This is a genomic window from Streptomyces sp. NPDC057963 (genome assembly GCF_042887155.1).
Taxonomy (GTDB): domain Bacteria; phylum Actinomycetota; class Actinomycetes; order Streptomycetales; family Streptomycetaceae; genus Streptomyces.
Map to the genome: position 1 here is coordinate 14,259 of NZ_JBHVPX010000002.1, position 24,793 is coordinate 39,051.

A 24,793-nucleotide genomic window follows, 5' to 3' on the forward strand; every position below is an offset into this window, starting at 1 on the left:
GTCACCGTCGCCGGGGGCCGGTCGGCCCCTCGTTCATGGCCTTGATGCCCTCGATACTGCGTAGTTGGTGCACGAGTCCGTACTGCGCGGCCGTGCGGGCGGCCTGATCGAGGACGAGGAGTCCATCATCCCGGGTCGCCGCGTCGGAGAGCAGGATGTGGCCATGAGCGGTGTCCAGCCGTACACGTTGCATCGGAGAGTCCGCGGCCCCGCTGCTGCGGGCGATGTCGATGAAGTGCAGGGCCTGGGTGAGGTCGCCGGCACCACGGCGGGCGAGGGCGAGTTTCTGATGGGCGACCGACCAGTCGTCGGGTTCGGTGAGGTCCTCGAAATCGCGGGTCGCGGCCTGCATGACACGGGTCGCGTAGTCGTGCCGACCGTTCTTGCTGAGCGCCGTACCCACCCACAGGCGGGCCCTGGCACGGTCGCGACGGGACAGCCGGTCATCGACGGCGAGGGTTTCGTAGTGACGGGCGGCGAACTCCAGCTTGCCGGACATTTCCGTGACCACCGCGAGGGAGAGGTCGAGCTGGGCGACACGTCGCGGAATGTCGAGCTGGATGAAGACCGCGCGAGCCCCGGCGTAGGAGTGCTGGGCGGAGAGTGGGCCGAGCACAGAGCCTTGGTCGCGTTTGAGGTCACCGAGCAGCGCGGTCGAGCGGGCGAAAAGGTACAGGCCCTTTTCGTCCATTTCCCGGGCGTTGAACCGCACCAACCAGCGGCTGAGCAGGCTGTCGGCGAAGGCGAAGTTCTGACGGGAGAGCGCGACCACGACGCGGTCCAGGTCGTCCGCCCACGATTCGTACTCCCAGGCTCGGGGGCCGGCGGGGGTGACGCGCCGTCCGGCACCTTGCACGGTGCTGGCCATCTCCGACAGGAGCGTCTCGAAGCGTAGGTGGGCGGCGGCGTCCGCGCGTCCGAGGGCAGTGTCGAGGATGGCCTGGGTGTCGGGTCTGGGCTCGGTTTCGGCGCGCTTGCTCTCCCACTTCGAGACCGTCGCGACGGCCACGCCGAGGTGCTCGGCAAAGGCCCGCACGCTCAGACGCAGGGCGAGACGCAGTGCCCTGGCGTCCAGGCCGGTCCAGTGGTGCACGGTTGCCACGCTCACTCCCTTCCACCGTCATCGAAGCAGACGCGTGTGGGTGGCGGGACGAAAGTGGAACGGAAGTAGAACGGCAGGTGATTGGCCGGGAGTTCGGAGACCTCCATGCTCAGGATCGTCACTACGCGTCGACCCTTTGGACGGTCCCCCGCATGGAACCCCTCACGGAACATCGCCTGGTCAGCGGGCCTGTCGTCTACGGCTTCCTGCGGCTGGTGCGGGTCTCCGAAGCTCGGCAAGAGGCGCTGGTCGCCTCGCTCGCCGAGTACTGCCGTAGCCACGAGCTGGAGCTGTCCGGCGTCTTCACCGAACGCGAGGCGAGTGCCGGCCCCAGCTCGGCGGCCTTCACCGGTCTGCTGGACGTGTTGGCCCTGCCGGATGTCTATGGCGTGCTCGCCCCGGCCGCGTCACACCTCGGCCCGAAGGCGATAGCCGCTGAACGCGGTCGGCGGATTGAGGCGGCCGGCTCCCGGCTGCTTCTGGTCCGCCGGTCCCACCCCGCATGCCCGCCGACTGCCTCCAGCACGGCGGCCCGCCGCCACAGCCCGGAAACCACCCGCCTCCTGGAGACCGAGTCATGAGGGCAACAATGATCGAATCGGTGCAGCGCTTCTTCGAGGCCCACCCCGAATCCGTTGGACAGGCAAGGGAATTCGCCGCCGTAACCCTGGCCGGGTGGGACCTTGCGGAACGGATCGACGACATCCGCCTCTGCGTCTCCGAGCTTGCGACGAACGCACTGGTCCACGGCACTGTCGCCGACCACGGATTCCTGGTCCGCCTCGACGCCGAGGACGACGTCGTACGCCTGGAGGTGCACGATAGCCGCCGCCGGTGCCCCGAGACTCGCCAGGCCGCCGACACCGACCTGTCCGGACGTGGTCTGGTCCTGGTGGCCGCGCTCGCCGACGGCTGGGGAGTACAGGACCGCACACCGCTCGGAAAGATCGTTTGGTCCTGCTTCAAGGCCGCGGGAGGGACGACCGCGTGAGCGCCGTCCTCACTCCGACCGGCCCCGAGCCTCGGCTACTAGTCTCCCTCGCCGCCTGGAGCTGGCCGGGCACCGGTCCGGAGGGCCGCGAGATCGCCCACATTCTGATCACCCACAGTCCTGTCTCCGCTCTCCCCGGGACCACTGACGCGCCTGAAGTCCGCATACGACGTCTCGCCGACAGCCTCGGCGGACTGGGCCGGTCGGGGGACGTGGTCCCGGACGCCGGCCGCTGCCTGCACATCATCGGCGACCACGTGTTTCTGCAATTCCCAGGCGCATCCCACCGGCTGTGGCTGCCCAGCCGCCCCGCCTGGACGGCGCTGGTCGCCGACACCGGCATAGCCGTTCTCCTGCTCGGCCTGGACCCGTTGCCGCAGTCCGCCGACGCCCCTCAGCTCGACACCTACCTGGATACCGCAAGCGGGGCCGACCGGCTGCTGTTCGGGCTTGCCCGCACCCGCTGGCTCCCCCTGGAACTTCCTGCACGGCCCCGGTTGTACGGACGAGAGGGAACTGCCATGGAAACCTTCGAACGCGCCAAGCTGGACGCCTACTTCTCCCGGATCGCCGTCCAGTTCGCCCCCGACGAGCAGACCTCGTCGTTCCTGATCACCCACCTACTGGCCGAGCGCCCCGCATTCGTCCGCGCCGTTGCCGCGATGACCCGGCTCACAGCGGTGCTGCCCAAGCCGAAGTCCATCCATGTGGCTGCCCAGCGCGAGACCGAACGGACCGTCGCCGTCGACGCCCTGACCCGCGAACTGTTCACCGACCCGGACACCGCTCTGGACTACCTCGAATCCCGGGCCGCCGGGGAATCCATCTCTCTCCTCGACGTCGGCGGCTACTTCGCCCCCTCCCTCACCGACATCCACAGCCGCTTCACCGGCCGCCTGGTCGGCGTCGTCGAGGACACCGAGAACGGCCACCGCCGCTACGAAGCCCTCGACAAACTGCCCTGCCCCGTCATCTCGGTGGCCCGATCCCCGCTCAAGGACCCCGAGGACTACCTCGTCGGCCAGTCCGTCGTGTTCTCCACCGAGGCCGTCCTGCGCGGTCGCGGCGACATCCTCCACGGCCGCCCCGCCCTCGTGATCGGCTTCGGCAAGCTCGGCTCCTCCATCGCCCGACTCCTGCACGCCAAGGGTGTCCAGGTCACCGTCTTCGACATCAACCCCGTACGCCGCACCCAGGCCCTGTCCCAAGGCTTCACCGTCGCCCGCGACCGCGAGACCGCTCTCACCGGCGCCGGCCTGGTGCTCTGCGCCACCGGCGCGGTCTCCCTGCGCGGCGAGGACTTCTCCCACCTGCGCAACGGCGCCTACGTCGCCACGGTCACCTCCAGCGAGGACGAACTCGACCTCGCCGGACTGCCGGACGTCTACACCCGCACGGTCGTCGGCGACCACGTCACCCGCTACCAGACCACCGGGCATTACTTCTATCTGGCGAACGGCGGCAATGCCGTCAACTTCATCCACGGCGCGAGCGTTGGACCGTTCATCTTCCTGATCCAGGCCGAGATCCTCGCCGCGGTCAGGATGCTCACCCGCGGAGATCTCGCTCCTGGCATCCACGAGGTCCCCGCACCTGACCGCGAGGCCATCGCGGCGACCTGGCTCTCCTACTTCAACAGGTGATCACCATGCCCATCACGGCCCAGCACATCCGCAACACCATCAGCGCGTACCTCGACGAGCACCCCGAGGATAAGCGCGAGATCACCGTGGTCCAGGGTCTCCTCGACGATGGCGCCGACCTCACCAGCCGCAAGTCCCTGCCGGGCCACGTCACCGCAGGTGCGATCCTCGTCGGCCGCGACGGCCGTGTCCTGCACATCCTCCACAACGCCACCGGCAAATGGCTGCTGCCCGGCGGCCACATCGAGTCCTCCGACGACACGCTCCTGCAGGCCGCCGGCCGCGAACTGGCCGAGGAGACCGGCATCCCGCCACACGTCGTCACCCCGCAGAGCGAGATCCCGCTGCACATCGACATCCACCCCATCGACGCCAACCCCGCCAAGGACGAACCCGCCCACCAGCACGTCGATTTCCGGTTCCTGTTCCGTACCACCGCCGACATCGGCGAACTGCAGACCGAAGAGGTCACGGAGGCCGCGTGGCGCACGGTGGAGACTCTCGCCGACGAGCAGCTGAGGCAACGGGTCGCCCAGGCGCTTCTCTGACCATCCAGGAACCAGCGACTCCCAGTGCACGCCAGGATGCCGCTGGGCCAGCGGCTTTGCCGGAATCTGTTCGGAAGGCTGTCGCCGCTCCGCCCCCGCTGACTGCCACGAGCGCCCCCGAGTCGGCTTCGTCAACACGAATTCTCTCAACTCTGCTTAATCTCGATGAGATTGACCTACTCTTGCGACAGTTGACTTTCTCATCGAGAGGGACTCTTGTGGCAGACAACGATGTGCCGCGCGTTCTGCGGCTAACCTTCGAGTTCACGGTGCCGAAGGGGCTCCGCGTGAACATCCGCAACACCCGCCGGATGGCTGCCGTGAAGGCACTCGTGGCGGCGGTGGAAGCCCTGGGCGCGCGCGAGTTTCCGTGGGCGCAGACAATGACCGTCCGGCACGAGTGGATGTACGCCTGGCACGATGAGACGGAGGAACGGGAGCTTCCCCCGTCCCCGCAGAACGGCGGGTTCGCCGCCCTTGGTCAAGATGATCTCGGGCTCAACGAGGAGAGCGGGCCGTGGACCCTTGCCCAGTTGCAGCGCCTCGGGGCGAAGGAACTGCGGGCTGTCGCCTTGGACGTAGGCTTTGGCCGGACAGAGATTGAGGACGACCCGGAGGTTCACGCGCTGATCGCCGTCTACGCGGACGACGAAGAATAGTCGTCTGCCGCGACCGGAGCGGCGCCTACGCCGAGGAAGCCAGAACCGGGACCCCGCAGGCGATGAAGGCCGCTGACGCCTGGCACCTGTGGCGGAACATCGCCGGGGCCCTGGTGAAAACGGTCGGCTCCCACCACGGATGTATCCGGGGGTCGTTCGCCGAGTCCCCTGTTATGGCGGAGACGATCGTCCAGGCCCCGGTCGCGACGGAGCAGCCCGGGCCGGTGCCCGCGCCGCTCGTTCCGCCCGACGGCACGCTTGACGTGCTGGGCCAGCCGCGGCGCCTGGTGGGGGGGTGACCGAGATACGCGTCAAACGGGCAACGAGATGATCTTGAAGCCCTGATGCGCTCGGACTCAGTCGACGCCGGGGCGGGCGTACCGCTCCAGGAAGCGGACGGAGGCGTGGCGGGAGCGGGCCAGCAGCATCGGGGTGGAGGTGCCGCCCTCGGCATCGTGGGTCAGGGCACTGTGACGGAGCCGGTGAAGGGTCCAGCCGTCCAGGTCCTCGATGTCCTCGGGTGAGGCGAGCGAGTTGGCCAGCAGCCGGGTGTTCTCCTCGGAGATCTCCTCGGCCCGGCGGTAGGAGAGCCGGGCCCGGCCGGTTTCCGGGCACACGTCGAGCGCCGGCGTTCCGGCCGGAGCCTTGCAGTTGGGGAGGAACAGCGGGCCGCGGGTCCGGCGGCCGATGAGGCGGGGCAGGAGCTGGGCGGCCCCGTACGCCGACCAGCTGACCGCCGACATCATCGCAGCTACTCCTCCTCCCCTCGAGGATGCTGAGAAGTAGGGAGCTTCCGCCTCACCAGCGTTCATCGCCTGCGGTTCAGCGACACCACCGTGGTGACGATCAGCCCGGCCAGCGTGGCGATGCTCAGGGCCACCGTCAACGGCTCCTTGAGTACCGGGTACGCGTGGACGAGGAACGCGCCGAACGCGCAGGCCATCAGCGCAACTACCACCCCGATCACAGTCACCGGCACCACCCACCCCGCCCGATCGGGAATGGACGGAGGCTCGGGCACCGGTGCAGGAACATCATCGGGCTGGGTCGTGTTCGAAGTGGTGGCCATGTTTTCCCCCTGGGGCGGATGACGGGCGAAGCAGGTGGTGCTCCACACCTTGGGTTCGGGCTAGGTGCGCAGACAGCGTGGACCGACGAAATCGGCGGCCACGGTGTGGAGCGGGCCGGAGCAGAACGCACTCCGGCCGTTTGTGTCCCGGGGTGAAGTCCGGGGTTCGGGCAGCACAGTGCGACGCGGCGGGGTTAGCCGCGCAAGCGGCTGTCACACCGCGCTGGAACAGCTGGACTCATCACTCAACAAAGGAGTCGGTTACCGGCCGGGCTCACCCCGTCTCAGCGGCAGGACGCGGGCGGTACCGCTGGAGCTCTGTGTCAAGCGGTGGCGGATGCGGCGGATTTCTTCACCGGCGCCTTGCGCGGCTTCGTGATGGGGGCACGCTGGTACTTGTGGGCGATGGTGAAGCCAGCGGGCGCGAGCGGCGCCTTCTTTTTGAAGGGCTTCTTCTGGACGAGGCCGAGTTCGACGAGCTGCTTCAGGCCGCGCTCATGAGTGTCGGCGGACCAGCCGTACCACTCGTCGGCCTTGTCCCCGGGGAAGGACGCCCAGTCCTTCTCGTTCTCGCGGGCGACGACCAGGAACAGGGCCAGGCCGGGCAGACTCAGCTTCTCGTCACGGCCCTGCGTCCAGAACGTCGTGGGGATCTGCAGGAAGCGGTCCTCTTCAGTGTCGCCCTTGGGCCGGTCGTAGGGCTTCCCTGTGCCGTCCTCGCGCAGCAGCGTCACCTTGATCTTGGTGCCGCTGCGGCTACACTCGATGAGGGTGCGGTCCGCCAGCCGGCGCAGGGCACGCCAGGCTCCCGTACGCGCCGACTGACTGGTCGCGGTCTCGTGGATGTCCATCAGCCGCGCCCACACCGCGCTGTCGTGCTCGGTCGTCCAGCCCTTGTCCCCGTTGCTGCACGCGGCCACGATCATCAGGTAGGCCCGAAGACCCCGCAGGTCCCTGCCGGTGACGAAGTCCCTCAGGGGCCCGTGCCGGCTATCGCCCCCTTTGTTCGCCTGCACGAAGGTCTTGCGCAGCGGCACGTTGGCCCGGATCGAGCGCTTCAGAATGGCCGCCCGGGTGTCCCGTCCGGTCGCCTCATTTTTCTGCACGTCCTGCATGGCTACGGTTGTCGTCTTCATGCCTCAGACGGTAGCTGTGCCAGCATTCAACGCCCAAACGATTCAACCGCGTTGAAGCAGACAGACTGGGGCCTGATCATGGATGCACCAGCGGGGGTATGTGAGTGCCAAATGTGAGATCCATTGGGAGGGCCGAGTGAGAGGTCAAGCTGAGAGGACATCTGAGATGACTAAACCTCTCGGGAGTCGGGACACCTCAGCTTCGGACTCTGCACGCCCGGACGCCGTCCTCCAGCGCGACAGCGAACCCTGCCGACCAACTCACCCTCCTGGACCGCGCGTCCATCCTGAAGCCTGGCCTGCACGGCCACTCGCCGCCCTGTACGGCGATCTCACAGCCGAACTCGGCCGCCGCCAACCAGGGACCCCGGAGGTTGCTGACGCACACCCAGAAGGGCACACAGGGGCACTAGATCAGGTCTGGGACATGTCGGCGAACTGGCTGGCGTCTGTAAACACTTGTTCCGGCCCCCTGCACGGACGAGAAGTGGCCCCACTCGTTCGGTCCCGTTCGAGCGAAAAGACGCAGCAACAGGGGGTGGTGGGTACGCCCCGTCGAACTTACGAGTGGAGCCAAAACAGGTCCGTACACCGGGGCCAACTGAGGTGCATACAGACAGGCTGTAGTGCCCGAGGAACGCGACGGTGATCGTGGCGGTGGGCCCGTTACGGTGCTTGGCAACGATCAGGTCCGCTTCCCCGGAACGCGGTGATTCCGATGTCAAGGGCCAGGGTCGACTTGCCCATGGCGGGACGGGCACCGATGACGATGAGCCCGCCGGTCAGCGAATCGAGGTCCTCCAGGCCGGCACGCCGGTAAGCGCCACGCCGCCGCCGTTGCGCATCCGGGTCTCCAGGCTGTCCCAGAACACCGGGACGTCGGTGTCCACGGGTGCGTAGCCGGAGGTCTGCTCCGGGCCCTTGAGCGCGTCCAGGAGCTCCGCCTCAGCGGCAATTCGCAGAGAGGGGTGTCGTGGGATCTGATCCTCGACCCGACGATGCCGCCGCCGCATGGTAGAGACGACCAGTGCCTGTCTGGTCGGCGGTAGCTGGGCCTGGGCCGCTGTCAGTGGACTGTGGGAGCGTGGTCTGCTGACCGGCGGTGGAGCGAGAACAGGGAGTCGTCGATGGCAGGGGACGCTTTGGAGCTACCGGAATGGCTGGCGAGTGGTAGAGGGTCCGGTGCTTTGGACGGGATGGCCGTCCTAGATGCCCGAAGGATGGGATCTCGCTCCCAAGGCATGATCGGGCGGTTCGGGATAGGAGTGAAGAGTGTACTCACTCTGCCCACCGGTACGGGAAAGACCAGGACTTTCGTAGCAACGGCAGTCGAGGCGGCCCAGCAGCGGCGTCGGTTGACGGTCGTAGTCAAGGACCGTTACAAGGTGGCGGAGTTCAAGGCGGAGCTAGAAGCCGCTTGGGGTGGGCTCGGTACGGCGGGGGACAATCTCACCGCACCGGGCAGTTTTCCTCTAATTCCCGAGCCTTACGTGCTACGGAGGCTGCGCGCCCGCACGGACCCAGTGGCCGCCTACAGGGCGCTGTGCAGGAGAGCCATCGAGTGGGAAGCGACCGGGCGGGACCAAGAGCGGCGAGCCGTATCGGGAGACCAACGAGTGCGCAATCGCGCGGCAACTCGTGCGGTGATCATTCGCAGCAGGGGGCAATGCGAGAGCCCAGAGTGCTTGTTGCCGAAGCTTCCGTATCGGACGACAGCCGGAGAGCCGCTGCTGGAGGCCGATCACATCGATGACCACGCTGGCGGCGGCCGTGACCATCCGGCAGCGATGATCGCCTTGTGCCCGAACTGCCACGCCAACAAGACCCGCGGCGCCGGGCGGGCTGAGCTTACCGAGAGGCTGCGTTGGGTCGCGGTGGGCCTGCATGCCGCCTGGGAGGCCAGCATCGTGTAGCGCGAGCGACGGGTTCAGGCGATGGCCTGCCGAGTATCTGGTGCTCGGGCAGATCCGGGTCTAGGACGGCTACTGAGGCACCCCCGTACCCGCGCTCGTCGCTCCGCCGGCTTCCTTCACCACACCGCCCAATGCCACGGCCACCTCTTGGCCATCTTCCACGCCCTCCTCACCCACCGCCCTGAAGGCCCCTACGCCTTCACGCCTGCAGCAAGAGCACCCTGGGAGTTCGCCGAGCGCCGTCTCTATACATGGGCTGATGCCGGAGCAGCGACTCATCAATCGTCGGTGTCGCCGTGCTTCCCCGGGCCTCTTGTGCGGGGAAGCGCCGTTCAGCCAAGGGCGGCCGCAGGCAGGGGGGCCTCTACGTCGCCCGGACGGGCCACGCGCCATGGGGTGTCGTCGAGCGTGATCGTAGGGCTGTCGTCGTGCTCGGGCTGAGTGGGGACGAGGCGAACGCTCATCCATGTGCTCGGCGCGAGGACAGGCAAGCCGAGGGCCGAGGCCCACTCTCCGTCGCGGGAAAGACTGCCGTTTAGGACAAGTACGCCTCTGCGGGCGAGCCTACGCCGTGCCTCCCTTGCCCGCTTTACGCCGTCAGCCTGCATGGTGATAGCGGAAAGGTCCGCCGTGGTGATCGCAGTCAGTTGGGCCTGCCGGAATAGCTCTTCTGTGCGAGCCTGCCCCGAGGGTTTGGCGAAGATCGCGCCCACCACGTCATCAGGCAGCCGCCGCAAAGCATGCTCGGGTAGCGGAAGGTCGCGGTGGATCCAGTGGATCGCGCCCCGGCCCTCCGCACTCAGCCCACGTTTGCCGTCCCGATTCGCCCCCGTCCGCATTAGTTCGGAGCTCACTCGCAGCAGACCGAGGCTCCATAGGCCGCTAGCATCGTCGGCCCGAACGAGCAGGCATAGGCCGCCTTGAAGTTCGGGAGGGAACATCCAGTTGCCACCCAGTGTGAACTTCACGTCGACTTCGTGCCCAGCCACCATGAAGTCCAGTTGCAGTCCGTCGGCGAGACCCAGCTCGCGCTGGATCCGCTGACACACAATGGTGCCCAAGCCGATCTTTTCGGCCTTGGCAAGTTGGGACCAGAGATAGCGGCCGGTGTGCACGGGGTCGAGCAGGTGCCGCCCCGCCCCGTCGATCGCAGACCCCAATCGGCTGCCGTCCGGGTCGAGGCGCAGCATCTCCGCGAGGACCTCAGCCAATCCAGAGTCCTGTTCTAGTGCGCGGACACCCTCAGGCGCGGGCCACTCCACCAAGGACATCGCCCCCTGCTCCGGGTCCCGTTTGACGTATGAGGCGGTGGTGTCCCGCACAGCCCGACCGGTTCCCCTGGCGGGGGCATGGGCCGAAGCGGTCCAGCTGACGGGGTCCATGCGGGTCGTCGGCCACTCACGAGGCGCGGCAGTAGCCGGGCCTCGTGAGCCCTCGTCGCGGGCAACAAACACGTGCTCGCCCTCGGCCAGGCGACGTGCCGCGGCGCGCGCAGCTTGCCGTGCCAGGTCCCGTTCGGCCTCGGTGTCCGCGAGGCGAGCCCGCAGTCCGGAGGCCGCTTCGGAAGGGGGGCTGGAGACCGGGCCGTCCGCATGCGCAGCGGCCCCAATTGCTCCGAGCACCAGCAATGTGGTCACCAACGCGCGAGATCGGGCAGCTTCCTTCTCGGCCTCGGCAGCAGTTTGGAGCGCAGCAGCAAGCTGGGCCTGGACCCCAATCAACTCACGTTGCACTCTTACGAGTTCGGCCATCGAGCCGTCATCACCGCCAGGCCCCCCAGGCCGCGGCGGAACCGGTTCGGCATCCTTCAACCAGGCTTGGTGCAGCAGGTCAACGGCCCGCTCTCTTACAGCGTCGGCGCGCCGTTCATCGGAGACACAGACCCCGACGACTGCCTCGACCAGGCGGCGTTCGTTCATTAGCCCAACACCGCTTAGCTTGCGGTAGAGCGTCGACCGGGCGGGCAGCTGGGCACTCAACTGACCACTGACTCTGAGAAGTTCGTGGACATCCTCGATTGAGAGGCCCGACTCTTTACGCACATCTCGCAGTAGCAGCACCAGCGCGTCCACGGCTTCCGAGCCAGTTGACGGAGGCGCGGCCGGCCGACCGCCTCCTCGGGGTGGGGACGCCATACCGGTTCTCATTCTCTCGACAAGTGTCAAATTTTCTCAGATAGAACTGAGAGATCGTAGCGCGCGATGGCACAAGGAAGGAAGGCTGATCGCCACAGTCCGAACCGAGAGGATTCCGTATCTTATGCGCCGCCCTTCCCCACTCCACCGGTCCCGCGTCCTGGACCTCATCGCCTTCGTCATGGTGCTCGCGACTGGGGTCACACTCGTGGCCCTGGGGCTGTCGCCGGAATCCCTCGCCGCCGTAGCTATCGGCCTGGCGAGCTTGTACTCGGTCTGGCGCGCCGGTCAGCCATCCGTGCCCCCGGCCGTCGAAATGGAGCAGAGTCGGCAGCCAGGGCCCCGTCCCGCAGGGAAGGCCCCGGAGGAGGCAGAACACGTCGCGGGCGAGGCTGGCGAGACGGCTAGCACCAGGTAGGTACTGACCAGGCCACCCACCCGCCCTGATGATCAATCCAGCTCCCAGGGGAGACCACAGAGCCATGGTGACGGGCAAGAACTGGGCAGACTCTGGTCTCAGTTCCGGTCTCATTCACCCCCGTCCAGCAGCGTCCATCGCCTGCCTACTGCCGGACTCCGTGGCAGGTCAGGACACCCACGGCCTCCGCCAAACCCCCAGGCGAACATTTGGAAAGCGTGTTGGGGGCAACCCCTCACGAGTTCGAATCTCGTATCCTCCGCCATTGCTCTCACCGGGCAATACGTCGAAGGCCCCCGCTGCTTGCAGCGGGGGCCTTCGACGTTGGTGGTCTCAGTTGCCGTTCGCCCCTGGTCCGGGGGCCCTGCACCCGCTCGATGAGGCATGGGGCACACGCTGGGGAACAGAGACGCCACCACCACCCGCCGCCCCCGTGTGCGCTCCTCACAGAAGAAGTAGCGCACGCAGGTCTTCGTCGCTCAGCAGGGCAAGGACGTGAGGGTCCATATCCACGAAGCTGGACGTTCATACCGTGCCGCTTGTGTTTGCCCGAGCAGTACGGGGTATCGGCGGCGATCCGGTCGATCGGCAGCAGGGTGCCGTCCAGGATCATGAACGCCTTGGTCCGCGCCATGTGCATCACCTCGACCAGGGTGGGCGCGAGGCCGGCCAACACCCCGACCGCCTCGTGTATGCAGCGGTATACGGTCGCGATACCGATACCGATGCCGAACCCCGCGGCGAGCTGGGCGTACGTGTCACCGCATCGCAGATGGGCCAGGGCGAGGAGAGCCTGACGACCGGCGGTCAGACGCCGCCACCGGGTCCCGATCTCCCCACGCCGCACAGCGAGCCGTTCGGTCAGGCACCGCAGCGTGCGACTGGACAGGTCGATCGACGACGGACAGACAAGCACACGAAGCTCCTGGTAGCTGCGGGCGATCTCGATCGAGAACCCGGATGCCAGGAGGTTCGCCGTTCCGCGGAACCGTCCAACAAGCGGCCATCAGCGTCAGGTTGGAAAAGGCTCATTGCCTACTGACACGCTTGACGTCTCACCTCGTCGCCTGGAGGACAGCATGAGTACCGATCTTGGTCCGCTGGTCATAGCGCGCAAAAGCGGCAGCGAGCCGATACGGGTCAATGGCGAAACAGTGGGCAAGCTCGCTGACTTCTGGAGCTGGGCATGCTCCGACTTGGCCAACAACACCATGCGTGGCGTCCTGGCTGAGTACCTTGTGGCCACAGCACTGGGCGCCGCCGCCGGTACCCGCACAGAATGGGACACGGTTGACATCCGTACGCCCGAGAAGTGGCGCATCGAGGTGAAGTCGACGGCCTACCTGCAGTCGTGGGCACAGTCCCAGCCGTCGAAGGTCTCATTCGACATCGCGCCAGCCTCCGGCTGGGACGCCCAGACCGGTGCCACCTCAGCCGAAGTGCTGCGCCGCTCAGACGTGTACGTCTTCTGCCTGCTGCACCACCAGAACAAACAAACGCTCGATCCCCTCTTCCTCGACCAATGGACTTTTTACGTCCTGCCCACCCGAGTCCTGGACGAACGCTGCCAGATCCAGAAGACCATCACGCTGTCCAGTCTGGAGCGCCTCAGCCCACTGAAGACCGACTTCACCGGCCTGCCGAAGGCAGTGTCCGCGTGCATGGAAGATACGCGATAGCCCCAGGTCCGCGGGCTCACCCCGTGCGGTGAGCCTCGTCGCGGCCTTCCCTGCTCTCTCCGCGCCTCGGCCCCAAGCGAGATCGAGCAGGCCGCCACTACGGCCGGCCGAGCGCCGGGCCTGTCCGGCCGCGCAAGGCCGGGATGTCGGCTGGTCGGTCGGGAGCCGGAGCTCCGGGCATCGCCCGCTTCCGCTCGTCCCGCCGGCCCGGTCGCCGCGAGCGTCGGCGGACACGGGGCGCCGGGCATCGCTCGCCGCGCGGACGTCGGGCCGCCGCTCCGGGCCGGCAGCCCTCGATCGGCGGACCGGGCCCTCGAGCGGCGGGCCGGGCCCATGGCTTGCGTCTGATTCCTGTCTGGCTCCTGTCAGATTCCTGTCAGGTTCCCCGAGGTGGGCCAACCGGCGACGACGCGTCACCCTCTCCCCGGTGCGGGGGGTGCTCCTGGGATTCCTGGGGCGCTGAAGCACGACCGACAACGAGGAGAAACCATCGTGAGACAGGTCTCACGCGCGCTGACGGCTGCCTTGGCGGCCGTCGCGCTGGCGGCGGGTGTGCCAGGGCCGGCACATGCGCAGCCGGCCGCCGACTCCATACCCGGCGCGCCGTCGGGCGCCTCCGGGGAGCAGCTGCCGGAAGGGTGGCGCGTCGAGGGCGGGGAGCTGATCTGGAGCTCGCCCGAGCCCGTGGGCATGGGTGGCGCCCTGGTCGAGTTCCGCTCGGGAGAACGGACCCTCGGCGTCCCGAAGCCCTCCCCCGACCAACGCACCTTCCGGCTCCGCATCGACGGGGCGAAGGTCGGACCGGTGAGCGAACTCCAGGTGGTCGCCGGTTCGCGGCGGCTGGACGCCGCGAGGGCCGACCACGCACCCGGTAAGCGGCGCTTGTCGGCCGCTGTGGCGCCCCAGGCCCCGTTCCCCGCCAACCCGGTCGACCCCGGTGTCGCCGGTAAGTACCGCACCACCAGCGGTGAGTACTCCCTGAAGTCGGTGAAGCTGCCGGGCTACGCCGAGCCCGTGGAGATGCGCGCCACGGTCGTCGGCCCGACGGACGCGCCGGGGAAGCGACCGCTGGCGCTCTTCGTCCACGGCCGCGGTGCCACCTGCTACGAGCCCGGCAAGAACAGCGCGGGCATGGAGTGGCCGTGCAAGCCGGGCAACAAGGAGATCCCGAGCTACCGCGGCTTTCTGCACGACCAGAAGCTCCTGGCATCCCAGGGCTATGTGACGGTCTCCATCTCCGCGAACGGTGTCAACGCGCAGGACGGCCGCGCGGCCGACTTCGGGGCGCAGGCCCGTTCGTCCCTGGTGCGCCAGCACCTCGCCCACTGGGCGGAGTGGGGTGCGAACCCCGCGAAGGCCCCCAAGGCCGTGCGCGCGACGGAGCCCGCGGATCTCTCCAAGGTGCTCCTGGTCGGCCACTCCCGGGGCGGTGAGGGCGTCAACCGGGCAGCTCTCGACAGCGTCTCCCCGCCGCCGCCCGCCGAGGACGGCTACCGGGGGCCGGTGGGCTGGCAAATCCGCGGCACCGTCCTGATCGGCCCCACCAACTTCGGCCAGAACCCCACGCCCGACGTGCCCTCCATGACCCTCCTGCCGGGCTGCGACGGCGATGTGAGCGACCTCCAGGGCCAGATCTACCTCGACGGCACCCGGGGCATCGGCCAGGGCACGGCGCTGCACAGCGCGGTGTACATGGTCGGCGCCAACCACAACTTCTTCAACACGGAGTGGACGCCCGGCCAGGCCGAGGCCCCGGCCGCCGACGACTTCTGGGACGACAAGGCCAACCCGGACCCGGTCTGCTCGGCACAGGCCGAGACCCGGCTGAGCGCCAAGCAGCAGCAGACGGCGGGCGCCACCTACATCGCCGCCGCCGCGCGGCTCTTCCTCGCGGGCGACGACCGGGTCCGCCCGCTGCTCGACGGCTCCGACCGGCGCGCGCCCTCGGCCGACCCCGCGCGGGTGCTGACCCACGCCGTCGGCGGCAACCGCACCCCGGCGATCCGGCCCGACGACCCGCTCTCGGTGACGAACGGGCGCGTGTGCCAGGAGGTCTCGACGAGCGCCGCCCAGGCCTGCCGGCCCGACTCCGCCCCCGGTGCGTCGCCGCACTTCGCGTCCTGGGCGGACACCACCGATGAGCCGGGCCGCAACGCGGTCACGGCCCGCTGGACCAAGCCGGGCACCCCGGTCCGGCTGACGCCGGAGCGCGCCTTCTCGCTGACGGGCTCCGACACGCTCGCCCTGCGGGTGATGGTGCCGCCGAACACCCGGGGCACCCAGCTCGACGTCGCCCTCACCGACACCTCCGGCAAGCGGGTGGGGCTCGGTCAGGTCACCGTCGACGGCCTTCCCGGCTCCGACTCGACGGCCGCGTACTGGGCGCGTGAGGTCCGCGTCCCGCTGAAGGCCGCCGTCAGCGCCGGTGTCGACCTGAAGCGGGTGCAGTCGCTGGAGCTCACTCCGCGCAGCAGCTCCGGCGAGTTCTGGCTGATGGACGCCTGGGGCTGGCGCCCCGGCACCCCGGCAGTACGCCCCGTCGCGCTCTCGCGTGTCGACATCGGCAAGCTGACGGTCAAGGAGGGCGACTCCGGCACCCGCACCTACAACGTGCCCGTCCAGGTCACCGGCAAGGGCACCGGCGTGATCAAGCTCGCCGTCCGCGACCCGGAGACCCGCGAGTCCACCATCCGCACCGTGACGGTGAAGGCCGGTGGCTCCGTGGACGTGCCGATCACGGTCAAGGGCAACTCCCGCTTCAACTACGACCTCAACCACGAGGTCGCGGCGAAGGCCGTGCGCGGCACGGCGGTCGGCGGCGCCTTCGGGGGCGTGCTCGTCGAGAACGACGACCCCATGCCCACGGTCAGCGTGACCCCGGTCGCCGACTCGGTCACCGAAGGCCAGAAGCTCACCTGGAAGGTGGAGCTCTCCGAGCCCGCCGACGTCAACATCGAGACGCGGTTCGACCTCCTGCCGGTGAGCGAGGGCACGGAGCTGTCCACGAAGGACGTCGACGAGGAGTGGCTCTCCAGTCTCGGCGAGGCCGCCGACCCGGAGCGGCCCCTGTCCACGAACAGCCCCTCCCTCTGGGTGACCGTCCCCAAGGGCAAGACGAGCATCGAGGTGTCCGTGCCCACGATCGCCGACGCGCTGACCGAGCCGGAGAAGTCCCTGCGGATGCAGGTGCACATCCTCAAGGAGAACGACTGGTTGGAAGGACCCCTCCTCACGGGGAAGGTCACGGACGCGCGCCAGGGCTGACACCCGGGGACCAGACGTCCCGCGCCGACGGTGCCTGAGCGCACCACCTGGACGATGGCACCGGCCCCCGACACGGGAGCCGGTGCCATCGGCATGAGGCGGCCACACGGGGCCGGTGCCATCGGTGCGAGAGGGCAACACGGGAGCCGGTGCCATCGGTGCGAGGGGGCAGCGTGAGGCGGCCGCGCGGGGCCGCGGAAACCCTCGGCGCTGTCCGCCGGCCATCCGGCGCCCCGCCTCGCACACCCCACGCATCCGCGGACGGAGGATTTCCTCGCAGCGGTCCGGGAAGTGGTGAGCGCCTGACGCAGCCCCCGAACTCCTTTTGCGGGAGGGCCGGTTGCCGCGCATGGTCCCGGTCGGTGCGCCCGGTCGGGGTCGATAGGCCCCGGCCCTGGTTGCCGCGCCCGACCCTGTCGCGGGATGCGCGGCGCCCGCCCGGGGCTCCCGAGCGGGTCCGCCGCCCCGTGGTCCTGTCCTCGCGGCCGCCCCTGCCGAGTCCGGAGGCCTTACGCGTCGGCGAGCAGTGGGTCGTACGCGGTCGAGCGCCGGCGACCCGACATGAAGGAGAGGAAGTCCTTCACGAACGCGCTGCGGGAGTACCTTGCGTCGGCGTCGGCCACGGTGCGCTGGAACCCGGTCCGGAACAGAGCCCGGTACTCGTCCGCGTCGATGAACTGGTTGCCGTCCGCGTCGGTGACGTCGAAGAGCACTTCGGCGACCCTGATCAGCGCGGGCCCGGCGAGGGAGGGGACGGCGGCGGCGTACTCCTCCTTGCTGATGCGGCCGTCGCCGTCGATGTCGAGGGCCGCCTGGAGTTCTCTCCACCACTCGGCATACGCGTTGTAGAGCCTGGTCTCCTCCGGTTCGTCCAGATCCAGGCGGGACGACAACTCCCGGGCCATGGCGGCGAGATCGGGCCAGTCCAGGTAGCCGTCGCCGGTCTGGTCCAGCACCTCGGTGAAGAATGCGCCGGCGCTCCGCTGCGTCCCGGTTCCCTCGGTGGGACCGTGCTGCACGGCTGATGGCGTGACCAGCCGGAACAGGGCGCCGGCCTGCTTCATCCGGCCGCGCAGCGCGGTGAGCGTCGCGGCCTGAGGGGCGTCGCTGTACGGGGACGGGTGGAGCAGGCCGGTGAGGCTCTCGGTCCGGAGCCAGTTGTCGGGCAGGAAGCGTGCCAGCCCGGCGGCCACGTAGACGCTCTGCATCAGCGTCTGGGCACCAGGGGTTTCGGGCAGACCCGCCCGCCGGCGGAAGGACTCGGGGAGGGACGCCACTGTGATCGTGCCGATGACCGGGCCCGCGAGCGCGCGGCCCGCCGCCCACACGGTGGGCAGGCCGTCCAGCAGGGGCGGCGCCGGGAGATGGTCGAAGAGCTTGTAGAGGATGATGCGCAGCGCCTCCGTGTCCTCCAGCTCCTCCTGGACCATGTGGTCGTAGTACGGCCAGAACTCCTGCAATGTGGGCGGCAGGTGGCCGGCCGCGTCTCCCAAGGCCGCGAGAAATGCCTGGTACTCGGCGTAGAGCCGTTCCATGGAGGTCTGGTCGAGCGGCTGCCCGCTCAGTCGGCACATGGTGACGGAGCTCTCGAAGAGCGTCGCGACCACCCAGGCGCGGACCTGGGGGTCCATCGCGTCGTAGGGCCGGTCCTGTGCGTCGGTGCCGCTCAACCGCGCGTGCAGGCGGTTGAGCCGGGCCGCCTCCCTCTGCCGCTCGTGATCATCGGTGCCGAACATGCGCTGCAGGCTCACGAGAGTGTTGCGCAGCCGTCGCCACGGGTGTGCGACGAACGTCGAGTTGTCGATCAGGGCCGCGCCGATCTGCGGGTGGGCGGCTTCCAGAACCGTGGCCCTGACCATGGCCAGTGCCCAGCGCGGATCGTTGAAGAACCGGTGGAACTGCGAGTCAGGACCGAACAGAGAGCCGAGCTGTGCTTCGGGGGCCGGCCGTGCCGGGTCACCGTGGTGATCGGTGGCTCCGGAACGCGTGTGCCTGGGGCGGCTGCTGCCTGTGTCCGTCACGGGTGAGGTGCTCCGTTCGCGTGCGGCGTCACGCCGCCGAAGCGGCGATTGCGTTGCTGATAGGCGTGCAGGCACTCCGCGAAGTGCGGCGCGCGGAAGTCGGGCCAGAGCACCGGCGGGAACATCCACTCGGCGTAGGCCACCTGCCAGAGCATGAAGTTGGAGATCCGCTGTTCGCCGGATGTCCGGATGACGAGGTCCACGTCGGGCGTATCGGAAAAGGGCAGGTGAGCGGCGAAGTGCTGCTCGTCGACGGCGTCGGCCGACACCCCGCTGCGGATGAGGGACCGTGCCGCCTCGACGATGTCCCTGCGCCCGCCGTGGTCGAACGCCACGGTCAGCGTCATGCCTCGGTTCGGGGCGGTCAGCGTCATCAGGTCGGCGAAGTCCCGGGCCAGCGGCCCGGGGATCCTCGGGTCCGCCACCCCGAGGAACCGGCACCGGATGCCGCGCGCGTGCAGCAACGGAGCGTGCTTGCGTACCACGCGGCGCGCCAGGTGCATGAGGAAGTCGACCTCGCTGCTCGGGCGTTGCCAGTTCTCGGTGGAGAACGCGTACAGGCTCAGCCACTCCACTCCCGACGCCCGCGCCGCCTCGATGACGTCGATCACCGTCGTCTCCGCTGCCCGGTGACCCGACGTACGCGGCAGGGACCGCCGTGCCGCCCACCGGCCGTTCCCGTCCATCACGCACGCGACATGGCGCGGCACACCCCTGCGCCGGTCCTCGCCGGTCGGGCGACGCGGGGGCGTGTGGGCCGACGACGAGGCAGCGGTGCCGCCGGCTCGTTCATCCGTCATCCGTGCTCTCCCGGCTGCCGCACCGCAGTCCCCCTCCGCCTCGCGCCCACCCACCGTTCGCAGCGCCTCCTGGCGGCAGGGCACTGCCGCAGTGGCCCGGACAGCGCCCCGCTGCGTCCGGCCTCTGCCGAGCGCGTTGCGCATCCGCCGGAAGCCCGTCGGGGCCGGGGCGAGTTCCGCCCCCGCCGGACGGCGGACCGGCCTGCTCCGCAGACGGCGGACCGGCCTGCTCCGCGGACGGTCCCGGGGGATCCTCCGCCGCAGCGCCCCTCGGATCGACACTCAGCAGAGTGCCCGTGCCCGGCCCCGGGCACATCGCAATCTCCACATATTCACCTGTAGTACGTCAGTCCGCTTTAACGACCTCATGGCCGCGCCCCGACCGGAATCGGAACGCCCTCACCCCCGACCTCGATCCGGAACGCTCTCTCCTCGGACCTCGATCCACAACGTCTTCACCTCGGACCTCGATCCACAACGTCTTCACCTCGGACCTCGATCCACAACGTCTTCACCTCGGACCTCGATCCGGAACGCCTTCACCCCGCACCTCGATCCGGAGGGCTTTCTCCTCGGCGTCCGCCAGCCAGAAGAACAGAGGAGGCAGCACCAGTTCGACCGCGGTCAGCACCACCTGGAACCAGTGGGGCCACCCGAGCGAGGCGACGGACAGCAGCCGCCCGAGCGCGCCCAGCAGGAACACCCCCGCCAGCCACCGCACCGCCGTCGCGGGGATCGGCGACCGCCGGGCCGCCCAGAGCCAGGCGAGGCCGTACCCGGCGAAGATCGCGCCGAAGAAACGCCCGAGGCTGTCGACCGTCGGTCCGGCCGAACCCGCGCCCGGGATCGCGGCGTTGCCGAGCAGTACGTGGAAGAGCCCGATCGCCACGCAGGCGTACCCCATCGCTTGCGCGAGCCCCCGAAGTGCCTTGATCCTGAGCATGGTTCGGCAACCCCCCGTCATTAGTAGACACTCGTCTACTAGGGTACGGCCCACTAGTAGACATGTGTCAAGTAACATCCGCCTGTGCCTCCCCGCCAGCGGCTCAGCCCCGCCGAACGCCGTGCCCAGCTCCTCGCCGTCGCCGCGCAGCTCTTCGCCGCGCACCCGTACGACGAGGTGACGATGGAGGACGTCGCCGAGCACGCCGGGGTCTCCCGCGCGCTGCTCTACCGCCACTTCCCGAGCAAGCGAGACCTCTTCGCCACCCTCTACCAGCAGGTGTCCGAGCGGTTGCTCGCCAAGACCCGGCTCGACCCCGCGGACACCCTGATCGAGCAGCTCGTCGAAGGCCTGGACGCCCATATCGAGTACTTCGCGGAGAACCGCAACACCGTCCTGGCGGCGAACCGGGTGCTGGCGGGCGACCGCCTGGTCCAGACGATCATCTCCGGCGAACTCGACGCCCTGCGCCAGCGGTTGCTCGGCGTGCTTCCGCTCACGGACGACGCGACCCGGGAGGCGGTGTCGGGCGTTCTGAAGAGCTGGCTGGTGTTCGTCCAGGTGCTGTGCCTGGACTGGCTCGCCAAGGAGACCTGCACCCGTACCGAACTGCGCGATGTGTGCATCGGCGCCGTCCTGGGCGCCATCCGGCCCCTCCTCGGCAAGGACCCCGCCCCGGACTGGCCCCGGTGAAGAACACGTCACCGGGGATCGGACGGGCCCGGCACGTACACACCCGGCGGGACCAGGCCGCCGGCGCATAGCCGACGCGTCCGCCCTCCTCGACCGCCGTCCTCGACGGCCCGGCGCGTGCGCCCTCCTCGACGGCCCGGCGCGTGCACCCTCCTCGTCCGCCCGGCGCGTCCGCCCTCCTCTACCGCCCTCCTCTACCGCCCGGCGCGTGCGCCCGCGAGGGCGGCCTCGTGCGGGAGCGTCCTCACTGCGTCGGGGGCGATGGCCGCCTGCCGACGCCCCTGCCGGTCACCGACCTGATCGACGCTCGCCCGCACAGGTGTCCGCGTGGTGGCGTCCGGGCGGCAGCCGTTCTCGGACAAGGTCGCCCGACCGGCGGCGGAAGGAGGGCAGCGGACCGTTCGCGGCCACCGCCCCCCGGTCGGGGACCGCGGACCGTTCGCGGCCGCGGGACAGCCCCGGCCTCCGGGCCGGACCCTTGGTGCGCCGTCCGGGACAGCGGCCGTTTGGGCGCTCTGGCGCCCGCCCGGGGCGGGCCCGATACCCGGCTGACACAAATTCGCGCCGTGCTGGACGCACGGCCCTGATCGGCCGGACACGGCCACCTCGCAGGCTGGGCGCCGTACACGGTCCTCGTGTACGCCGGGCGATGAGAGGTGGTTGTCGGTGACTGTTCTTCGGATACGTACTGCTGGGGCAGGCAGGGAAGGACAGGCCCGGCGCGGGGTGGTGTGGGCTTCGGCCGTCGCGGTCACCGCAGTCGGGATCGGCGGCTGGGTCGGACTCTCCGCCGGCAGCGGAGGGGGGTCCGGGGCCGCCGCCGTGCGGGCGGCGGAGGTGGCGGACCGGCTGGACCTGCCCTGGCCGCGGGAGGGCCAGACGAGCATCGAGGTCGAGGGCCTCGGCAGCCTCGGCAGCAAGGGCGGGCAGGAGTCCGTGCCGATCGCGAGCGTCACCAAGGTGATGACCGCGTACGTGATCCTCAAGGAGCATCCGCTCAAGGACGGGGAGAAGGGGCCGGAGATCACGGTCGACGCGGCCGCCGCGCAGGAGGCCCACTCGCTCAGCGAGTCCAGCGCCCCGGTCCGCGAGGGGCAGCGGATCACTCAGCGCAAGCTCCTGGAGCTGTTGCTGCTGCCGTCCGGCAACAACGTGGCCCGGTTGCTGGCCCGTTGGGACGCCGGTGGTCAGCGGGAGTTCGTGGTGAAGATGAACCGCGCCGCAGCCGCACTGGGGATGACCCGGACGACGTACACCGGGGCCAGCGGTGTTGAGCCCACCACCAGGAGCACCGCCGACGATCAGCTCAAGCTCGCCCGCCGGGCCATGAAGGACCCGGTGCTGCGTGCGGTGGTGGCGATGCGCGACACGACGGTCCCCGGGGTGCCCGGCCCCGTGATCAACACCAACCGGCTGCTGGAGAGGCCCGGCGTGATCGGGTTGAAAACCGGGTCGAGCACGCCCGCCGGCGGCAATCTGATGTGGGCCGCCGAGGCGGCATCCGGCACGGCACGGCATCTCGTGCTCGGTGTCGTGCTGGGGCAGCGGCCCCACACGACGCCCGCCGAAGGTCTCCAGGCCGCCCTGGAGAGCAGCGGCCGCCTGATCGAAGCGGTGCAGAAGGACCTCCCCGGCGCCCTCGGCGAACACGGTGGCAGGGCGGTGCGGTCATGACCGCACCGGTCGAGTGCACGGACCGTGAGGCCGGGGCGCGACCGGAACCCGCTGCGGGCCACACAGACACGGGGCGGCATGGATGGCCGCTCGCTGCGGCCAACAGGGGCGCCTGGCTGCGTAGACGGCTGACCGCCGGAGGCCACGGGGGCGCCTGGCGCCGCGGACGGGTGACCGCCAGGGGCGCCTGGCGCCGCGGACGGGTGACCGCCCGAGGCGACGGGGGCGCCTGGCGCCGCGGACGGGTGACCGCCGCGGCCGCCGGACTGTCCGCGCTGGTCATGGCCGGGCACACCTGGATGCCGAACGGGTTCGGCGGCCTCGGCAGCCTCCTCGAAACGTTCCTGCCGTGGCTCGGGGTGAGCGTGCCCGTACTGCTCGCGTCGGCGGCGGTGCGGCGGTCGGCGACCGCTGGTGTCGCGGTGCTGCTTCCGGCCGTCGTCTGGTGCTCCCTGTTCGGCGGCATGCTCGTGGACAAGGGGGCCGCCGGCGGGGATCTGACCGTGGTCAGCCACAACGTCAACGACGAGAACCCCGACCCGGCCCGGACCGCGCGCGAACTGGCCGCTTCCGGCGCTCAGTTGCTCGCCCTGGAGGAGCTGACCGCGCGTACGGCACCCGCGTACGAGCGCGCCCTGGCCGATACGTATCCGTACCACTCGGTCCAGGGCACGGTCGGGCTGTGGAGCACGTACCCGCTGCGGGACGTGGAGCCGGTCGCGATCATGCCGTGGACCCGTGCCCTGCGGGCCACGGCCGACACCCCGAAGGGGGCCGTCGCCGTCTACGCCGCCCACCTGGCGTCCGTACGGGTGCTCCCGAGCGTGGGCTTCACCACGGCCAGGCGCAACGAGGCGGCCGGGAAGCTGGCCGATGCCGTACGAGCCGAACCGCTGCCCCGGGTCGTGGTCGTGGGCGACTTCAACGGCACGACCGACGACCGCGCGCTGCGGCCGGTGACCTCCCGGCTACGGTCGGTCCAGGAGGAAGCCGGTGACGGCTTCGGCTTCAGCTGGCCCGCGTCGTTCCCGGTGGCCCGGATCGACCAGATCCTGGTAAACGGTGTCATACCGGTATCATCCTGGGTCCTGCCGTCCACCGGGAGCGACCATCTGCCGGTCGCGGCGACTCTGCGCCTCTGAGGGGGCGGGCGGTGGCCGCTTCCCTCCACAACGGGATACCCCCGGGACAACCGGATGATCTCGGGCAGTTCGGTACCGATCGACTTTCAGGTGACGTGATGCAACAGCACGACCGCGGCTCGGCAGGCCGGCACGACGCCGGTCCCACCGGCCCCATAGGCTCCACGGGCCCCACTGGACTCTCCCTTGTCTCCCCTGCCTCCCCTGCCTCCCCCGCCGGAGCGTCCGTCCCGGCTGCCGCCCCCGGGTCCGGCTCCGTCCCCGGCTCCGTTCACGTCCTGCTGGTCGAGGACGACGAAGCGATCCGCAGGTCCGTCGGGATGGCCCTGGACCGCTACGGCTACCAGGTGTCGGCGGCGCCCGACGGCCTGACGGGCCTTGAGATGTTCCGGGAAGGCCGGCACGATCTGCTGCTGCTCGACATCATGCTGCCGCACCTCGACGGCATCGGACTCTGCCGCAGGATCCGCGAGACGAGCCAGGCGCCCATCCTGATGATGTCCGCACGCGGCGACGCGCTGGACGTGGTGGCGGGGCTGGAGGCCGGTGCCGACGACTACATCGTCAAACCCGTCGACACCAGTGTCCTGGTGGCGCGGATCCGCACCCTGCTGCGCCGGGCCACCTTCACCGCACCCGCCACGGCTGCCGACCGGCCGGCCGACAGCCGTGGCGGGCTGCTCACCTTCCGTGACCTCACCGTCGACACCCGTGGTCTGGAAGTCCGCGTCTCCGGGCGAACGCTCGCGCTCACCCCGACCGAGCTGCGGCTGCTCCTGGAGTTCGTGGCCGCGCCGGGCATCGCCCTGCAACGGCAGACGCTCCTGCGCAAGGTGTGGGACTACGGGTGGGACGGCGACATCCGGGTGGTCGATCTGGCGGTGCAGCGGTTGCGCAAGAAGATCGGCGCCGACCACATCGAGACCGTACGCGGCTTCGGCTACAAGTTCCGGCGCTGAGATG

22 protein-coding genes and 1 pseudogene are annotated in these 24,793 nt (G+C 69.5%); 13 read left to right on the plus strand and 10 right to left on the minus strand.

Annotation, left to right across the window (positions count from 1 at the left end; genetic code table 11):
* Position 1: 1 nt before the first annotated feature.
* Positions 2-1,102 carry a helix-turn-helix domain-containing protein gene (locus ACFVT1_RS03805; RefSeq protein ID WP_389792279.1) on the minus strand — a complete coding sequence of 367 codons (1,101 nt, stop codon included), beginning with the start codon at positions 1,100-1,102 and terminating at the stop codon, positions 2-4.
* A gap of 152 nt (positions 1,103-1,254) precedes the next feature.
* Here ACFVT1_RS03805 and ACFVT1_RS03810 point away from each other — a divergent pair, with 152 nt between their 5' ends.
* The 6 genes from ACFVT1_RS03810 to ACFVT1_RS03835 all read left to right on the plus strand — a co-directional run bounded on the left by ACFVT1_RS03810 (position 1,255) and on the right by ACFVT1_RS03835 (position 5,242).
* On the plus strand, positions 1,255-1,683 hold the full coding sequence (locus ACFVT1_RS03810; protein WP_389792281.1) for a hypothetical protein: 429 nt from the start codon (positions 1,255-1,257) through the stop codon (positions 1,681-1,683).
* Between the two features lie 8 nt (positions 1,684-1,691).
* Complete coding sequence (locus ACFVT1_RS03815) at positions 1,692-2,093, plus strand: ATP-binding protein (protein ID WP_389793322.1); 402 nt, start codon at positions 1,692-1,694, stop codon at positions 2,091-2,093.
* Positions 2,094-2,614: 521 nt separating this feature from the next.
* The gene (locus ACFVT1_RS03820; protein WP_389793323.1) at positions 2,615-3,736 is read left to right on the plus strand and encodes an adenosylhomocysteinase; all 1,122 of its coding nucleotides are present in this window, start codon (positions 2,615-2,617) and stop codon (positions 3,734-3,736) included.
* 5 nt (positions 3,737-3,741) lie between these two features.
* Complete coding sequence (locus ACFVT1_RS03825) at positions 3,742-4,284, plus strand: NUDIX hydrolase (protein WP_389792283.1); 543 nt, start codon at positions 3,742-3,744, stop codon at positions 4,282-4,284.
* A gap of 218 nt (positions 4,285-4,502) precedes the next feature.
* Complete coding sequence (locus ACFVT1_RS03830; RefSeq protein WP_389792285.1) at positions 4,503-4,943, plus strand: hypothetical protein; 441 nt, start codon at positions 4,503-4,505, stop codon at positions 4,941-4,943.
* 62 nt (positions 4,944-5,005) lie between these two features.
* Positions 5,006-5,242 carry a hypothetical protein gene (locus tag ACFVT1_RS03835; RefSeq protein ID WP_389792287.1) on the plus strand — a complete coding sequence of 79 codons (237 nt, stop codon included), beginning with the start codon at positions 5,006-5,008 and terminating at the stop codon, positions 5,240-5,242.
* Positions 5,243-5,299: 57 nt separating this feature from the next.
* Here ACFVT1_RS03835 and ACFVT1_RS03840 read toward each other — a convergent pair whose 3' ends face one another.
* The 4 genes from ACFVT1_RS03840 to ACFVT1_RS03855 all read right to left on the minus strand — a co-directional run bounded on the left by ACFVT1_RS03840 (position 5,300) and on the right by ACFVT1_RS03855 (position 8,161).
* Positions 5,300-5,689 (minus strand): site-specific integrase, encoded by a 390-nt coding sequence (locus tag ACFVT1_RS03840; protein ID WP_389792289.1) that lies wholly within the window; start codon positions 5,687-5,689, stop codon positions 5,300-5,302.
* Positions 5,690-5,751: 62 nt separating this feature from the next.
* Positions 5,752-6,012, minus strand: a complete 261-nt coding sequence (locus ACFVT1_RS03845) for a hypothetical protein (protein WP_389792290.1) — start codon at positions 6,010-6,012, stop codon at positions 5,752-5,754.
* Between the two features lie 323 nt (positions 6,013-6,335).
* The gene (locus tag ACFVT1_RS03850; protein ID WP_389785769.1) at positions 6,336-7,148 is read right to left on the minus strand and encodes a hypothetical protein; all 813 of its coding nucleotides are present in this window, start codon (positions 7,146-7,148) and stop codon (positions 6,336-6,338) included.
* Between the two features lie 782 nt (positions 7,149-7,930).
* Complete coding sequence (locus tag ACFVT1_RS03855) at positions 7,931-8,161, minus strand: hypothetical protein (protein ID WP_389792292.1); 231 nt, start codon at positions 8,159-8,161, stop codon at positions 7,931-7,933.
* A gap of 603 nt (positions 8,162-8,764) precedes the next feature.
* Between ACFVT1_RS03855 and ACFVT1_RS03860 the strand changes: the two genes are divergently transcribed.
* Positions 8,765-9,061 carry an HNH endonuclease gene (locus ACFVT1_RS03860; protein WP_389792294.1) on the plus strand — a complete coding sequence of 99 codons (297 nt, stop codon included), beginning with the start codon at positions 8,765-8,767 and terminating at the stop codon, positions 9,059-9,061.
* A gap of 332 nt (positions 9,062-9,393) precedes the next feature.
* On the opposite strand, the gene ACFVT1_RS03865 is transcribed toward ACFVT1_RS03860, so the two are convergent.
* Positions 9,394-11,208, minus strand: coding sequence for a NaeI family type II restriction endonuclease (locus ACFVT1_RS03865; RefSeq protein ID WP_389792296.1), 1,815 nt, complete (start codon positions 11,206-11,208; stop codon positions 9,394-9,396).
* Between the two features lie 920 nt (positions 11,209-12,128).
* A pseudogene (locus ACFVT1_RS03870) lies at positions 12,129-12,530 on the minus strand (transposase family protein); the annotation flags it as partial.
* Positions 12,531-12,693: 163 nt separating this feature from the next.
* Between ACFVT1_RS03870 and ACFVT1_RS03875 the strand changes: the two are divergent.
* The gene (locus ACFVT1_RS03875; RefSeq protein ID WP_389792298.1) at positions 12,694-13,293 is read left to right on the plus strand and encodes a hypothetical protein; all 600 of its coding nucleotides are present in this window, start codon (positions 12,694-12,696) and stop codon (positions 13,291-13,293) included.
* Positions 13,294-13,785: 492 nt separating this feature from the next.
* Positions 13,786-16,557, plus strand: a complete 2,772-nt coding sequence (locus ACFVT1_RS03880) for an alpha/beta hydrolase family protein (protein WP_389792300.1) — start codon at positions 13,786-13,788, stop codon at positions 16,555-16,557.
* Positions 16,558-17,066: 509 nt separating this feature from the next.
* Here ACFVT1_RS03880 and ACFVT1_RS03885 read toward each other — a convergent pair.
* The 3 genes from ACFVT1_RS03885 to ACFVT1_RS03895 form a co-directional block, all read right to left on the minus strand.
* Complete coding sequence (locus ACFVT1_RS03885) at positions 17,067-18,476, minus strand: oxygenase MpaB family protein (RefSeq protein WP_389793324.1); 1,410 nt, start codon at positions 18,474-18,476, stop codon at positions 17,067-17,069.
* Positions 18,477-18,574: 98 nt separating this feature from the next.
* Entirely contained in the window at positions 18,575-19,378 is an 804-nt protein-coding gene (gene uppS, locus ACFVT1_RS03890; protein WP_389792302.1) for a polyprenyl diphosphate synthase, read from the minus strand.
* Positions 19,379-19,889: 511 nt separating this feature from the next.
* A complete protein-coding gene (locus ACFVT1_RS03895) occupies positions 19,890-20,321 on the minus strand; it encodes a DUF4345 domain-containing protein (RefSeq protein WP_389792305.1) in 432 nt (143 codons plus the stop codon).
* Between the two features lie 84 nt (positions 20,322-20,405).
* Between ACFVT1_RS03895 and ACFVT1_RS03900 the strand changes: the two genes are divergently transcribed.
* The 4 genes from ACFVT1_RS03900 (at position 20,406) to cseB (ending at position 24,789) form a co-directional block, all read left to right on the plus strand.
* Positions 20,406-21,014, plus strand: a complete 609-nt coding sequence (locus ACFVT1_RS03900) for a TetR/AcrR family transcriptional regulator (RefSeq protein ID WP_389792306.1) — start codon at positions 20,406-20,408, stop codon at positions 21,012-21,014.
* A 726-nt stretch (positions 21,015-21,740) separates the two neighbouring features.
* The gene (locus ACFVT1_RS03905) at positions 21,741-22,688 is read left to right on the plus strand and encodes a D-alanyl-D-alanine carboxypeptidase family protein (protein WP_389792308.1); all 948 of its coding nucleotides are present in this window, start codon (positions 21,741-21,743) and stop codon (positions 22,686-22,688) included.
* Between the two features lie 170 nt (positions 22,689-22,858).
* Positions 22,859-23,830, plus strand: coding sequence for an endonuclease/exonuclease/phosphatase family protein (locus ACFVT1_RS03910; RefSeq protein ID WP_389792310.1), 972 nt, complete (start codon positions 22,859-22,861; stop codon positions 23,828-23,830).
* A 98-nt stretch (positions 23,831-23,928) separates the two neighbouring features.
* Positions 23,929-24,789: a two-component system response regulator CseB gene (gene cseB / locus ACFVT1_RS03915; RefSeq protein WP_389792312.1), complete on the plus strand. Its 861-nt coding sequence runs from the start codon at positions 23,929-23,931 to the stop codon at positions 24,787-24,789.
* Positions 24,790-24,793: the final 4 nt, after the last annotated feature.

Bases quoted from the DNA above. Each gene is read 5' to 3' on its own strand.
- ACFVT1_RS03815 (WP_389793322.1), top strand. From the start codon at position 1,692: ATGATCGAATCGGTGCAGCGCTTCTTCGAGGCCCACCCCGAATCCGTT.
- cseB (WP_389792312.1), top strand. From the start codon at position 23,929: ATGCAACAGCACGACCGCGGCTCGGCAGGCCGGCACGACGCCGGTCCC.
- ACFVT1_RS03875 (WP_389792298.1), top strand. From the start codon at position 12,694: ATGAGTACCGATCTTGGTCCGCTGGTCATAGCGCGCAAAAGCGGCAGC.
- ACFVT1_RS03840 (WP_389792289.1), bottom strand. From the start codon at position 5,689: ATGATGTCGGCGGTCAGCTGGTCGGCGTACGGGGCCGCCCAGCTCCTG.
- ACFVT1_RS03835 (WP_389792287.1), top strand. From the start codon at position 5,006: ATGAAGGCCGCTGACGCCTGGCACCTGTGGCGGAACATCGCCGGGGCC.
- ACFVT1_RS03895 (WP_389792305.1), bottom strand. From the start codon at position 20,321: ATGCTCAGGATCAAGGCACTTCGGGGGCTCGCGCAAGCGATGGGGTAC.
- ACFVT1_RS03855 (WP_389792292.1), bottom strand. From the start codon at position 8,161: ATGCGGCGGCGGCATCGTCGGGTCGAGGATCAGATCCCACGACACCCC.
- ACFVT1_RS03820 (WP_389793323.1), top strand. From the start codon at position 2,615: ATGGAAACCTTCGAACGCGCCAAGCTGGACGCCTACTTCTCCCGGATC.
- ACFVT1_RS03845 (WP_389792290.1), bottom strand. From the start codon at position 6,012: ATGGCCACCACTTCGAACACGACCCAGCCCGATGATGTTCCTGCACCG.
- ACFVT1_RS03865 (WP_389792296.1), bottom strand. From the start codon at position 11,208: ATGAGAACCGGTATGGCGTCCCCACCCCGAGGAGGCGGTCGGCCGGCC.
- ACFVT1_RS03825 (WP_389792283.1), top strand. From the start codon at position 3,742: ATGCCCATCACGGCCCAGCACATCCGCAACACCATCAGCGCGTACCTC.
- uppS (WP_389792302.1), bottom strand. From the start codon at position 19,378: ATGACGGATGAACGAGCCGGCGGCACCGCTGCCTCGTCGTCGGCCCAC.
- ACFVT1_RS03810 (WP_389792281.1), top strand. From the start codon at position 1,255: ATGGAACCCCTCACGGAACATCGCCTGGTCAGCGGGCCTGTCGTCTAC.
- ACFVT1_RS03850 (WP_389785769.1), bottom strand. From the start codon at position 7,148: ATGAAGACGACAACCGTAGCCATGCAGGACGTGCAGAAAAATGAGGCG.